The sequence below is a fragment of the Bacillus sp. NEAU-CP5 genome (assembly GCF_026420705.1).
GTDB classification, from domain to species: Bacteria; Bacillota; Bacilli; order Bacillales; family Bacillaceae; genus Bacillus; species Bacillus velezensis.
Map to the genome: position 1 here is coordinate 570,965 of NZ_JAPMOV010000001.1, position 12,948 is coordinate 583,912.

Sequence of the window (12,948 nt, forward strand, 5' to 3'; positions counted from 1 at the left end):
CCTCCACCCGCTCCTTCTTTAGTGTAGAAATAACGTATCCAATCTGCGCCTTAGCAGACTTTCGGTCTCATTCATCAATTTTTCACCAATGTCATCGACATGTCTGTTTCTCCATGATTCCAAATCCGTGCCCTTTACCCAATGATTAAAAGCGCCTAAAGACGGGCCGCAATGAACTTGGAAATTCACCTTTTGTTCTTCCTGCCCTTCCAAAGCAAGCAGACATCCTCTTTGCAAATACCACTTAAATAGTAACAGCATCTTATATTTTTGATTGCGCTCAGCTTTTTGGGCCAGGTTCGGCTGTTTATCTATTATGCTTTCGTAGATTTCATCAAAAGTCTTGTTAAAATAATCATTTTCGAGCTGAATCTTTGTCTTTTCATCTATCTCACTCAAAGACTCGTATTGTTGGTAGATTTGAAATAATTTATTTGCCCTGACCGGAAACAGCGTGCCCTTTTTCAGCACCTGAACCTTTGTTCCGAACTCAAACAGAGTCTCCGAAGGCGCATAAGCAGTATCGCATATTCCTGTCTCACTCAGCATTTCTTTAACAAAACCGCTTGTTTCGGCTTCAACTGTACATTGATTAATGGATCCCGTCATAATAAAATCAGCGCCCATTAAAAAAGCAGACGCCGCAGACTCGGGAGTCCCGATTCCTCCCGCAGCCCCGATCCTTATCTTCCTTGCGTATTTGTGTGTTTCCATCATCTCATCCCGCAGGTTAACAAAAAACGGCAGCATCGCCGTCAATGAGCCCTGTTCAGTATTACTTCCGCAATCTGCTTCAATAATGATATCGTCTGCTGCCGGAATACGGCTGAGCCACTCCGCCTGCTCTTCCGTCAGCATACCGTTCTGACACATTCTCTTTACGATACTTTGAGGAGGCGGACTCAGAAATGCGGCCGCAACTTCCGGCCGTGAAACTTTGGCAATGATCCGATTATGAGGTATAACCCTGCCGCTTTTGTCTATCTTCAACTGATGCGCCTTGTAATAAATTAATGGTGCGCTGACGGAAAGATACGAAGACGCTTCTATTACTCGTACGTCATGCTTGATATATAAATCGATCAATTCCTTTTCTCTATCTTGATGATCCGGCTCAAATCGCAGATTCATTCCGTAGGGCTGACCATTTTTGAGTGTCTTCTTAATAGAAATAAGGGCCTGTTCAATTTCCCTTATCGTTAAACCTGCTGTGCCAAAGAACCCAAGCATTCCTTTCTTCCCGAGGCGGATCAGCATTTCAGCAGAAGAGATCCCTCTATGCATCGCACCTGCCAAATACGCGTATGTCAAACCGTAATCTTCTTTGAAAGATTGATCACCCAATCGGGACACCGGTGAAGCTGCACCGCTCTCTATATTTTCGGCCAAGAGGCTATGCTCTTTCCCGCTTTCCGAATTGTCCTTGTTCCCTTCAGAAAAAAAGAGACTGTCTTCCGGCGCACTGATAGTAAGCGGTTCCTCATCTCTTTGTATGGTGTGAATTAATTTAGTCAGAATGTTGCCGGGACCGATCTCTTCAAACACAGTTACGCCTTGTCCCATTAGATACCTGATGCTTTCAGTCCATTTCACCGAGTTTGTTATTTGTTCAATTAAATTCCGTTTGATATCTTCTTGTTTATAAGGTCTTACCGTATAGTTAGAGATGACCGGGAAATTCAATTCAGAAAAATGAAACTCCTCGATAAATTCCGCAAATTCACGCTGTGCACTTTCCATGAAACGAGAATGAAAAGCTCCGCCGACTTGCAATACGATATAAGCTTTCGCCCCTTCTTTTTCAAAAATAGAGGCTGCCCGCTTTATCTCATCTGCAGCCCCTGCTATCACAATTTGTGAAGATGTATTGTAATTGGCGATATCTATTTGGCCGAATTCATACTTCTGAAGTATTTTTTTTATGTGATGCTCATCCAGTCCGATCACGGCAGCCATTCCGCCCTCGGAAGCCTCACTCATTAACTCGCCTCTTTTAGCAACCAGCCGGAGACCTGTTTCAAAATTAAAAACGCCGGCCGCAAAAAGCGCAGTATATTCACCCAGACTATGTCCTGCAGCAGCATCAGGGCGTGTATGACCTTCTTTTAAACCCTTTAAATATTGCAGTGCGCTCACTGTATAAATTGCAGGTTGTGTATACTTCGTATCAGTCAGCCTCTCTTTTTCATCTGAAAGGCATAAATCCTTTATGGAGTATCCTAAAATATGATCTGCCTTTTTAATGAGCTCACTGAATTCATCGAATAAGTCTCTGCCCATTCCTTTAAACTGCGCTCCCTGTCCGGGAAAGACGTAAGCAAGCATTTGTTTTCCTCCTGTTCCGTATTTCTGCCGTTTCTTTTCGTTCCGATTTGATTAACGTTTTTCACTTCAATTTTAAAATTGTCGTTTACTCTCAGCACACTTACTTAATAAGCATTACTAAGCAAAATAAAAAAACCTTTATGCCGGATAAAGGTTTAAAAGCAAAAAGCATGTACAAATATCATATTACCGCAAATATAAATAGATAGAATTTTCCGATAATTAAAATCACATTTTCATTCTGTTTTATATATATATCAATATAATAAAAACATTCCAACGTGCCGAAACAACGATTGGTTTTATGTGAATATTTCCCTAAATAAATACTATACCATGATTTACTTGTTGTCAATGGGAAACACACGTATATACCAATTCTTCAGCCGCCTTTTTACAGGCGGCTGAACTCGGTTGTTATCAGTTCATCAGCCCATGCCGATATGCCTTCACTATACTATTTACGGAATAATAGTTCTTTCTCTTTGTTGTAGTCTTTAGTAAATTGATTGAACTCATCTGCTTGTTTATGCACCTTTTCGTAAACTGAGTTTACTTTGCTGATTTGCTCTTCCAGCTGCGCTAATGTGAGCTTTTTATCTTTAATCAGTTTATAAAGGTCCTTATCAAGTGAAATGGCTTTTTCGTACTTTTTGTACAAAAGATCATAAGATGCATACCTTTTCCCCATTAAAGCGACAGCATGCCCGGCTTTTTCTTTTACTTTCTTATCCTTTATTTCTTGAGAAGTTTTTTTTGCGGATTCAAACGCTTTTTTTGAATCATCAATACTGTCTTTTTCTGCTTTCAGATGTTTTTTTCGCTGATTTGCATTGCTCAGAGCCTGATCAGACAGTGTGACAATTTTCTGGTAATCATCCATATTCAGTTTAACCGCGCTGTCGTATAGCTGATGCTCTTTTTTCTCCAATTTTTCTAATGTTTTCTGCTCTTTTTGAAACGGTTTTTCCGCTTGAACGGCTTTTTCCATCGAGTCATGAAGCGATTCAACCGGATCTTTTCCCCCGCAGCCGGCAAGCAGCATACTTGCGGCGCCGAGCGCTCCGATTCCTGCTAATACCTTTTTTTGAATCATATTCACTTAAAATCCCCCAATCTTGACAATTTCCACTATAGAAGCCCGAACGCTTTTTGACAATAGCTGAGCTGTAATTGACATGACCGGGTAAAAAGACGCTTACGGTGCTGTCAAAGAATACTTGCATAAAAAATTGAGAAAACAGGGCGGATGACCATACATCTTTTTGGCTTTTACATAGTTTATAGTAGACGCCGGCCCTGCTGACAGAGGGTCAGCGTAATTAAAAGAGGAGGTTTTTTTATGTACGGATATGGATTTGGCGGCGGATTTGGCGGCGGTTGCTGCGGCGGCGGATATGGTTATGGCGGCGGTTACGGTTACGGCTGCGGCGGCGGTTACGGCCGCACATTCGCATTAATCGTCGTATTGTTTATCTTATTAATCATCGTCGGTGCCGCTTATTTAGGCTGCGGCTGCTGACCCTATACAACATGAACATCGGCCGGCCTGCTATGGCCGGCCAATTGTTTCGTTGCGCCGCGATAAAGAAATTCGCTATAATTTACATATTAAGCTTTAGGAGTGAAGTTTCTTGATTACTATGGAAAATATTGTACGCGACGGACATCCCGCGCTCAGAGAGATCGCTGAAGAAGTTCAGCTTCCCGCTTCTGACGAAGAAAAACAGCATCTTGCTGATATGATTGAGTTTGTGAAAAACAGCCAAAATCCTGAATTAGCCGAGAAATACAAGCTTCGTCCGGGCGTCGGCCTTGCCGCTCCCCAAACAGACGTAAAAAAACGGATGATCGCCGTCCATGCAGAAGATGCGAAAGGCACTTTATACAGCTATGCTCTTTTTAACCCTAAGATCGTCAGCCACTCAGTGGAAAAAAGCTACTTGACGAGCGGAGAAGGCTGCCTGTCGGTAGACGAACCCATTCCCGGCTATGTGCCGCGCTACGCCCGCATCCGCGTAAAGGCGGTGACGCTTGAAGGAGAACAGATTGACATCCGCCTCAAAGGTTTTCCGGCCATCGTGTTTCAGCACGAAATCGATCATCTGAACGGCGTGATGTTTTACGACCATATCGATAAAGAAAATCCGTTCAAAGAACCTGAAAACGCCATTGCCATTGACCGTTAAAAATAACCGGCACTTCCCAAAGTGCCGGTTTTCTTTATTTCAAAAGGCCCAGTTCTTTGACGGCCCAGCTGATTCCCTCTTCATCCACCGGTTTTGTGACGAAATCGGCGGCACCTTTTAATTCCGGAACCGCATTTCCCATCGCCACCCCGGTGCCGACAAAACGGATCATCTCAAGGTCATTTAATCCGTCGCCGAATGCATAAGTGTCATTTACGCCGTACGGAAGCCGCTCAAGCACTCTTTTAATGCCTTCCGCTTTTGAACCGCCTTTCGGAAGCACATCCGTTGACAATTCGTGCCAGCGGACGTAATCAAACTCCGGAAAAGCGGCATATGCTTTTTCTTCATGTCCGCGGCAGAATAAAAGCAGCTGATAAATTTCTTTTCCTTTATAAAAAGTTTCATCAACTTCGGGATAAGGCGCTTTCAGACTGCCGATTCCTTCCGAGACGTGCGGATGTCCGGGGGCGGTCGTTTTCATCGTGTCTTCCGCCATAAATACGACGGGGTGCTCCCCTTCTGCCGCCTGCTTTAATAAACGCGCAACCGCATCTTCAGGAAGCGGATTTTTATAAATGACCTCACCTTCAAATACGACATACTGGCCGTTGTATGAAATAAATGATTCAATCTCAAGCTCTTCCAGAATCGGTTTTACCATAAACGGGGACCTTCCGCTGGCGATAAAAACGTGATGGCCAGCCTCTTTAAGCGCCTTCACGGCGTTTCTTGCGCTATCGGGAATATGTTTATCATGGTCATAGATCGTGCCGTCAATATCAAAAAAGATCAGTTTTGGATTCATGTCAATTTCTCCTTTTTCCCGTTTATCAGTCGTGTCTTTTTCAATATCATCATACAGAAAGTTTTTCTTCCGGAAAACCGCCTTGATGAAATTCCAGTTTTACCCACGAAAACAAATTCATTTTTTCCGCATACTACTTCTATAAAGGGCTTTAAAGGAGGTATACGATGCTGCGCCGATTACGGAAGAAACTCAGAAGACAGTGGGGCGGAATGCTCCGGAAAAAAGTCATCGCGTAGAAGGGATCTTTCGTTTTTTGAAAGTCCCTTTTTTGCTCGAGACTTTCCTTATAATCCGTTTTCGAATATAATAGAATAAGCGAGTCTAACATACGGCATTTAAGGAGAGATTTGGATGATTTATAAGGTATTTTATCAAGAGAAGGCTGACGAAGTACCTGTTCGGGAAAAAACAGATTCACTTTACATTGAGGGCGTTTCAGAACGGGACGTCAGAACGAAACTGAAAGATCAGAAATACAACATTGAATTTGTTCAGCCTGTGGACGGTGCTTTTTTAGAATATGAGAAGCAGAGCGAAAATTTTAAAGTATTGGAGTTATGAGCGGAATGAAATTTGTAAAAAATGACCAGACTGCCGTTTTCGCCCTCGGCGGATTGGGCGAGATCGGAAAAAATACGTACGGGGTGCAGTTTCAGGATGAAATTGTACTGATTGATGCGGGAATCAAGTTCCCGGAAGATGAACTTCTCGGCATTGATTACGTAATCCCCGATTACACGTATTTAGTAAAAAATGAAGATAAAATTAAAGGTCTGTTTATCACCCACGGTCACGAAGACCATATCGGCGGTATTCCGTACCTGCTCAGACAAGTAAATATTCCCGTTTACGGCGGTAAACTCGCGATCGGCTTACTTCGGAATAAACTTGAAGAGCACGGGCTGTTAAGACAGACCAAATTAAACATCATCGGTGAAGACGACATCGTGAAGTTCCGCAAGACATCTGTATCCTTCTTCAGAACGACACACAGCATTCCGGATTCATACGGAATCGTCGTCAAAACACCGCCGGGCAATATCGTACATACCGGGGACTTTAAGTTCGATTTCACACCGGTAGGCGAACCGGCAAACTTGACAAAGATGGCTGAAATCGGGAAAGAAGGCGTTCTGTGCCTGCTTTCTGACAGTACAAACAGTGAGGTTCCTGATTTCACCATGTCAGAACGCCGCGTAGGCGAAAGCATTCACGATATTTTCCGAAAAGTGGACGGCAGAATTATATTTGCGACATTTGCTTCGAATATACACCGTCTTCAGCAGGTGATTGAAGCAGCCGTTTTAAAAGGCAGAAAAGTTGCCGTATTCGGACGCAGTATGGAATCGGCTATTGAAATCGGACAAAATCTCGGCTACATTACCTGTCCTAAAAATACGTTTATTGAGCATAACGAAATCAATCGTTTGCCTGCCAATAAAGTAACAATTTTATGTACGGGAAGCCAAGGTGAACCGATGGCGGCGTTATCACGCATCGCTAACGGGACGCACCGGCAGATTTCCATTAATCCCGGAGATACGGTCGTCTTTTCTTCCTCTCCGATTCCCGGAAACACAATCAGCGTAAGCCGCACCATCAACCAGCTGTACCGTGCGGGCGCAGAAGTCATTCACGGTTCATTGAATGACATTCATACATCCGGACACGGCGGACAGGAAGAGCAGAAATTAATGCTCCGCCTGATCAAACCGAAGTTCTTTATGCCGATTCACGGTGAGTACAGAATGCAGAAAATGCACGTCAAACTCGCGACTGATTGCGGTATACCTGAAGAAAACTGCTTTATCATGGATAATGGCGAAGTGCTGGCCCTCAAAGGCGAAGAAGCCGCTGTGGCAGGCAAAATTCCGTCCGGCTCCGTTTACATTGACGGAAGCGGAATCGGTGATATCGGCAATATCGTGCTCCGCGACCGCCGCATTCTTTCAGAAGAAGGCCTTGTTATCGTTGTTGTCAGCATCAATATGGACGACTTTAAGGTTTCGGCGGGGCCTGATTTAATCTCAAGAGGTTTTGTATACATGAGAGAATCCGGTGATTTGATCAATGACGCGCAGCAACTGATTTCGAACCATTTGGAGAAAGTAATGGATCGGAAAACAACGCAGTGGTCCGAAATTAAAAACGAAATTACCGATACGCTTGCTCCGTTCCTATACGAAAAAACAAAACGCCGCCCGATGATCCTTCCGATCATTATGGAGGTCTAAAAAAAACTGCACTCATTACGAGTGCAGTTTTTTTATTGCAGCGGAATATGCTGAAAGGCTTTGACATCAAATAGACCGGCTGCTGTCATTTTAATATCCGGAATCACCGGAAGCGCTAAAAACGATAATGTGAGAAACGGATTGAAATCACCGGTGAATCCGAGCAGAGGAAGCTTCTCATGAAGCACGCCCAAGCTGTCATTGACCCATTCCGCCGACTTATCAGACAAAAGCCCGGCGATCGGAAGCGGAACGGAATGAAGCAATTCTCCGTTTTTCACGGCTGTTAATCCTCCTCCGGTGTCACGGAGCCTGTTGATTGCTTTTGCCAAATCGGCATCGTTTGTACCGATGGCGATGATATTATGGGAATCGTGAGAAATGGTTGTGGCGATGGCGCCTTCTTTTAACCCGAACCCTTGTACAATCCCGAGTCCTATCATTTTTTCGCCGCTGTGCCGCTCTGCGACGGCGATTTTTAATAAATCATTTTCTGTATCAGGACGAAACGCGTCAGCAGACGGTGCAGGCACTTCTTTTTTTCTCGTCTCCAAATGATTCGGTATCATTTCGATTACATTCATTTTCTTGCCTTCTTGAATCGGTATATGAAAATCCGATTCAGTCAGCGGCGCTTTCAGCCGCACTGTATCCAACAGCGCCTGGTCCGGCGAATAGGAACCGGCAGACTGTTCATAAACCGTGCGTCCGTTCTCGGCAACGGTCCGGCCGGCGACCATGGTCTTCGTGACGGCAGCCTCCCGTACATCTGAAATGAACAGCAGATCTGCGTCAAAACCCGGCGCTACCGCCCCTTTTGTTTCAAGGCCGTAGCACTCAGCCGCATTTAAGCTGGCGAGCTGATACGCAAGGAATGGATCAAGTCCAGCCTTTATGGCCATTTTGACTTGGTGGTTCACACTTCCTTCTGAAAGCAGATCATCTACATGCTTATCATCCGTGCAAAAGAAAAAGCGCCGCGCGTTTTTTTCATTCACCGCCGGCAGCACATTGAGCGTATTTTTCGCCACCGATCCTTCGCGCAGCATGACATACATTCCCCGTCTGATTCTGTCCAACGCTTCTTCTTTTGTCGTCACTTCATGATCATTTGACACCATTGCGGTTCTGTATATATTGATGATCTCTGAAGACAGTCCGGCTAAATGCCCGTCGATCCGTTTTCCATGACGCTTGGCATCAAGCAGTTTCTGAAGCATATCCTCTTCACCTTCCGCAACAGACACATAATCCATTACTTCCGCAAGTCCGAGCACCTCTTTCTCCTGATAAAAAGACTTTAAATCCTCGGCTTTTAATACGGCTCCCGAGCGTTCAAAGCTAGCAGCGGGAACACAGGAAGGAAGCATGAAACGGATGTTCAGCGGCGCCTTTTTTGCCTGCTCTATCATAAATGAAATGCCTTTTGCTCCGGAAACGTTCGCAATTTCGTGAGGATCAGTAATGACAGTAGTCACTCCGTGTGGGAGGACGGCTTTAGCAAATTCAATCGGAGTAACCATAGAGGACTCGATATGAACATGTCCGTCAATAAAGCCCGGAACGATCATTTGACCTTCTGCATCAATGACTTCTTCCCCTTCATATTCGCCCAGCCCGACGATCACTCCGCCCGTAATGGCGATATCTGCAGAAATCCATTCCTGGTTAAATACATCCATGATTTTTCCGTTTTTAATGACGGTATCGGCTTTTTGTCTGCCGGCTGATGCGTTCAGCCGTTCAGCCAGTGTTTCTTTGTTCAAAATGAGGCCTCCTCTTTTTCTTTATATGGTACAATATGCTATCGGATCGCCTGATCATAGTCAATAAAAATTGCAGAAAATACCGCTTACATGATAAATGTCTTTCTATTCTGACATAATAAAAGACCATCCTTTTACGGACGGCTTTTCACTTTGTATGAAGCACTCTTTTTTCAAATCGGGAAATGTCCGTAAGAGAGCCGATAACGATGAGAATATCTTCTTTTTGGATCATTTCAGTCGCCAGGGGAGATACGATCACTTCTTTTTCTCTCTTGATGGCCACGATATTAATGCCGTACTTCGCCCGGATGTCCAGATCAAGCAGTGTGTTGCCCGCAAGCCTGCTGTTGGCCACGATCTCCACAATGCTGTGTTCGTCGGACAGCTCCAAATAATCAAGCACATTATTTGATACGATGTTGTGGGCGATGCGTTTTGCCATGTCACGTTCAGGATGGACGATGTGGTCGGCCCCGATTTTCGCAAGCACTTTCTCATGATAATCGTTCTGCGCTTTAACCGTGATCGTGTTCACGCCGAGTTCCTTTAAGATCAGCGTCGTTAAAATGCTCGCCTGTATATTTTCGCCGATTGCCACAATGACGTGGTCAAAGTTGCGCAGCCCTAAGTTTTTCAGCACTGATTCATCGGTTGAATCGCCGATGACCGCGTGTGATGCGATTTTGGCGTATTCATTTACTTTATCTTCATCAATATCCATCGCCATGACCTCAAGGCCTTCTTCACTTAATGCTTTGCAAATACTTCCGCCGAAGCGTCCGAGACCGATAACAGCAAACTCTTTTCTCATAACAGTACTCCTTTAAACAATATCTCTAATAGGAATAGTATCACATTTTCGGCAATGAGTTCATATAGCGTTTAAGCTTTTCTGAAAAGGCGGGCGATAAATACAGGTCCGCTCCGCGTTCGATTTCTTCCTGATAGTGACCAGGAGGCGCAATTTCCTCAGCTTTATCAAGAACGAGAAACGTCAGGACGCCTCTGTATACACGGCCGCCGGCACACACTTCTATGAACGCGGGACGGTATGTGTGGTTATCAACACCTTCTCTTTTGTACAGATAGGTTGCCGCTTCAAACGGAAGCTTGTACAGCACGCCTTCAGTTCGTCCCCCGTCTTCAACAAGATCGGCTCTGGAACCGTCAGGACGCCTTAACGTGAATCTCGTCGAATACCCTTCAACAACCGCCCCTCCGACCGGCTCGGCAAAAAAGTGATCGACCCCCGCCTGTTTAAACCGGGCATTGTCCATACAGGAGCCGTATGCGAAATAATAAACCGGACTGTCATCCTCCCGTTTCATAAAACGGTATTCTTTCCAGTCTCCGCTTTTGATACGGCTGAATGAGGCACACTGGTCGGGCTTTACGACATATGCGAAGGCGGTTTTATTCCCGGCATCCGTCGTCACGGCAACCTCTTTCCGATCAAAATCAGCATAATACGCATCCAGCTTACGGATCATCTGATGATCTGTTTCATACAATTCCCCGTACACAAAAGCTGTTTCTGCTAAAGACGCCGCAGGCTGACCTTTATCCGTTTCGTACAGCACGGCGTTTATCGCAGCCTGCTCGCACACACACGGAGCGCCTTTCAGCAGTTCATGGTTTTCTTCACGCTTCCGTAACAAACCGTATACAAAAAGAAGCAAGTTATTTTTCCTCCTTTTGGACAGCAGCCGCTTCTAACGGCAGAATCACCTGAAACGTACTGCCTTCTCCATTTTTGCTCTTAATGTTAAGTTTACCATTATGCTCCTTCAGAATTCGTAAACAAATCGGAAGACCGAGACCCGTTCCCTGATCTTTTGTTGAGAAAAACGGTTTCCCGATGTTTTCAAGCTTTTCTTTCGACATGCCGTTTCCTTCATCCTGTATGCTGATCACCGCGTATTCTTCATCCCGTTTTGTATAAATATGAATATTCCCGCCGTCAGGCATCGCTTCAATCGCATTTTTAATAATATTGATAAATACCTGTTTCAGCTGGTTTTCGTCACCGTTGACCATACAGGACTCAGTCTGCCTGAAATCCTTCTCAATCACAGTGTTCGACAGCACCGCGTTCGTGTCAAGAAGCGTCGCCACCTGCCGTAAAATATGGTTGAGATGATGAGCGGTAAACGTCACGGTCTGCGGCTTGGCGAGCAGAAGCAGCTCCCCCAGCACGAGGTCAATTCTTTTAATCTCCGAAAAAATAATATCAAAATAATCCGTTCTTTCCGGATACTGGGCTTTCATCAGCTGGAGAAAGCCGCTGACTGACGTTAAAGGATTTCTTACTTCATGGGCGATTCCTGCCGCAAGCTCCCCGGCAATGGCCAGCTTTTGAGATTGCATGGCGAGGCGTTCGTTCGTTTCCAGAAGCTCGTCGACCGCTTTTTTCCGTTCACTGATATCAGACATCGTCCCCAGGCTTCCGACAAATTTCTGTCTGCGGTCATAATACAGCTTATAATGGACTTCTCCCCAAAAGATCGTGCCGTCTCTTTTAATATATTTGGCCGTAAACATTCCTGACGGGGACTGCTGCTTGATTTGGGAGATAATATAATCAATGATATGTTTTTCTTTTATAAAATAATCATTATACATCGTGCCCATACATTCGCTGATAGAGTGGCCCGTAATCGCCGTCCAGGCCTGATTCAAATATGTAATATTCCCTTGTGCATCCGTCTGAAAAACGATTTCCTGCAGATTGTCCATGATCCGGTTTTTCTCATCTGAAAGCGCCTTTGCTTTCTGCTCGCTGTCCTTCAGCTCCGCCAGCAGCTGCTTTTTATTATCCACATAATAAGCCAGCAGCCAGACGCTGATTAATGTGACGGCGGTAAAGGTGATGTCAACGGGCCAGTTAATCGGATTCCGTTCAATCATATAAAATAAATAATCCCAAAACATAATAAAAATCATTGCCAAGATTAAGGAAATGATACGCGCTTGATATTTTCCCATAGTCCCACCTGCCGCTAGCATTTCTACATATATTGTAACATTGTTGACTGCATTATTGACTAAAAAATGATAACTATTCCCAATTAATTGAGCAGGTTCGCTTACTTTTCCCGTGAGTTTTTGCACAAGTTCATAATAAAAGGACGGAATGATGCTCCGCCCTTTTTGCTGATTATGATCTATCTTTTAACGCTTCCTCGATTTCCTCAAGCAGCATTTTCGCTCCTTCAGGACTTAAGATAATTTTGCCGTTGCCGTACTCCTGATTTTCGGGAGTAATTTCCCCCGTCATTAAGCAAATGCCGTGCGGCTTGTATTTTTTCAAGACAATTTTGTCTCCGTCAACGAAAAATTCAATACTATCTTTAATAGCGATATCCAATGCTCTTCTCAATTCAATCGGCATGACAATACGCCCGAGTTCGTCTACTTTTCTTACTACACCAATTGATTTCATAGAAATCCCCTACTTCCTTTAATGTCTCTTCTTTATGTCCAAGGAAAATCCTTCATAAACGTAGACGAAAGGAACAGAGCAAAAGTTTCTCAGTATCCGGAACTGAATGTTTTTTTACAAAAAGAAAATCCTTTTGAAATATGGGATACAGACTTTCCCTCCTTTTTTACAAAAACAT

General features: G+C 44.4%; 12 protein-coding genes. 4 read left to right on the forward strand and 8 right to left on the reverse strand.

The features are described from left to right. Positions 1–18: 18 nt before the first annotated feature. Both fabD and OTK50_RS02140 read right to left on the reverse strand, forming a co-directional pair. Positions 19–2,325 carry an ACP S-malonyltransferase gene (fabD, locus tag OTK50_RS02135; RefSeq protein ID WP_224224228.1) on the reverse strand — a complete coding sequence of 769 codons (2,307 nt, stop codon included), beginning with the start codon at positions 2,323–2,325 and terminating at the stop codon, positions 19–21. Positions 2,326–2,782: 457 nt separating this feature from the next. Further along, positions 2,783–3,421: a YkyA family protein gene (locus tag OTK50_RS02140; protein WP_032864631.1), complete on the reverse strand. Its 639-nt coding sequence runs from the start codon at positions 3,419–3,421 to the stop codon at positions 2,783–2,785. 246 nt (positions 3,422–3,667) lie between these two features. Between OTK50_RS02140 and OTK50_RS02145 the strand changes: the two genes are divergently transcribed. Together OTK50_RS02145 and def are read left to right on the forward strand one after the other, a co-directional pair. Next, complete coding sequence (locus OTK50_RS02145; protein ID WP_007409651.1) at positions 3,668–3,847, forward strand: YjcZ family sporulation protein; 180 nt, start codon at positions 3,668–3,670, stop codon at positions 3,845–3,847. Positions 3,848–3,959: 112 nt separating this feature from the next. Continuing rightward, complete coding sequence (def, locus tag OTK50_RS02150; RefSeq protein WP_003154544.1) at positions 3,960–4,514, forward strand: peptide deformylase; 555 nt, start codon at positions 3,960–3,962, stop codon at positions 4,512–4,514. A gap of 34 nt (positions 4,515–4,548) precedes the next feature. Here the strand turns inward: def and OTK50_RS02155 are convergent, their stop codons facing one another. Continuing rightward, the gene (locus tag OTK50_RS02155; protein ID WP_224224227.1) at positions 4,549–5,322 is read right to left on the reverse strand and encodes a Cof-type HAD-IIB family hydrolase; all 774 of its coding nucleotides are present in this window, start codon (positions 5,320–5,322) and stop codon (positions 4,549–4,551) included. A gap of 354 nt (positions 5,323–5,676) precedes the next feature. Between OTK50_RS02155 and OTK50_RS02160 the strand changes: the two genes are divergently transcribed. Then, complete coding sequence (locus OTK50_RS02160) at positions 5,677–5,886, forward strand: DNA-dependent RNA polymerase subunit epsilon (RefSeq protein ID WP_003154548.1); 210 nt, start codon at positions 5,677–5,679, stop codon at positions 5,884–5,886. A gap of 5 nt (positions 5,887–5,891) precedes the next feature. Beyond that, the gene (gene rnjA, locus OTK50_RS02165; RefSeq protein ID WP_007611151.1) at positions 5,892–7,559 is read left to right on the forward strand and encodes a ribonuclease J1; all 1,668 of its coding nucleotides are present in this window, start codon (positions 5,892–5,894) and stop codon (positions 7,557–7,559) included. Positions 7,560–7,591: 32 nt separating this feature from the next. Here rnjA and ade read toward each other — a convergent pair whose 3' ends face one another. The 5 genes from ade to OTK50_RS02190 all read right to left on the reverse strand — a co-directional run bounded on the left by ade (position 7,592) and on the right by OTK50_RS02190 (position 12,770). Further along, on the reverse strand, positions 7,592–9,325 hold the full coding sequence (gene ade, locus OTK50_RS02170) for an adenine deaminase (RefSeq protein WP_224224226.1): 1,734 nt from the start codon (positions 9,323–9,325) through the stop codon (positions 7,592–7,594). 148 nt (positions 9,326–9,473) lie between these two features. Further along, positions 9,474–10,139, reverse strand: a complete 666-nt coding sequence (gene ktrC, locus OTK50_RS02175) for a Ktr system potassium transporter KtrC (protein WP_003154554.1) — start codon at positions 10,137–10,139, stop codon at positions 9,474–9,476. Between the two features lie 40 nt (positions 10,140–10,179). Continuing rightward, positions 10,180–11,007 carry a gamma-glutamylcyclotransferase gene (locus OTK50_RS02180; protein ID WP_044801364.1) on the reverse strand — a complete coding sequence of 276 codons (828 nt, stop codon included), beginning with the start codon at positions 11,005–11,007 and terminating at the stop codon, positions 10,180–10,182. Between the two features lies 1 nt (position 11,008). Next, on the reverse strand, positions 11,009–12,313 hold the full coding sequence (locus OTK50_RS02185) for an ATP-binding protein (RefSeq protein WP_032874761.1): 1,305 nt from the start codon (positions 12,311–12,313) through the stop codon (positions 11,009–11,011). Positions 12,314–12,485: 172 nt separating this feature from the next. Further along, positions 12,486–12,770 carry an AbrB/MazE/SpoVT family DNA-binding domain-containing protein gene (locus OTK50_RS02190; RefSeq protein WP_003154557.1) on the reverse strand — a complete coding sequence of 95 codons (285 nt, stop codon included), beginning with the start codon at positions 12,768–12,770 and terminating at the stop codon, positions 12,486–12,488. Between the last annotated feature and the right edge of the window lie 178 nt (positions 12,771–12,948).

Excerpts from the sequence above, each read along its gene's own strand:
- fabD (WP_224224228.1), bottom strand. The coding sequence starts at position 2,325 with ATGCTTGCTTACGTCTTTCCCGGACAGGGAGCGCAGTTTAAAGGAATG.
- OTK50_RS02140 (WP_032864631.1), bottom strand. The coding sequence starts at position 3,421 with ATGATTCAAAAAAAGGTATTAGCAGGAATCGGAGCGCTCGGCGCCGCA.
- OTK50_RS02145 (WP_007409651.1), top strand. The coding sequence starts at position 3,668 with ATGTACGGATATGGATTTGGCGGCGGATTTGGCGGCGGTTGCTGCGGC.
- OTK50_RS02155 (WP_224224227.1), bottom strand. The coding sequence starts at position 5,322 with ATGAATCCAAAACTGATCTTTTTTGATATTGACGGCACGATCTATGAC.
- OTK50_RS02160 (WP_003154548.1), top strand. The coding sequence starts at position 5,677 with ATGATTTATAAGGTATTTTATCAAGAGAAGGCTGACGAAGTACCTGTT.
- rnjA (WP_007611151.1), top strand. The coding sequence starts at position 5,892 with ATGAAATTTGTAAAAAATGACCAGACTGCCGTTTTCGCCCTCGGCGGA.
- ktrC (WP_003154554.1), bottom strand. The coding sequence starts at position 10,139 with ATGAGAAAAGAGTTTGCTGTTATCGGTCTCGGACGCTTCGGCGGAAGT.
- OTK50_RS02185 (WP_032874761.1), bottom strand. The coding sequence starts at position 12,313 with ATGGGAAAATATCAAGCGCGTATCATTTCCTTAATCTTGGCAATGATT.
- OTK50_RS02190 (WP_003154557.1), bottom strand. The coding sequence starts at position 12,770 with ATGAAATCAATTGGTGTAGTAAGAAAAGTAGACGAACTCGGGCGTATT.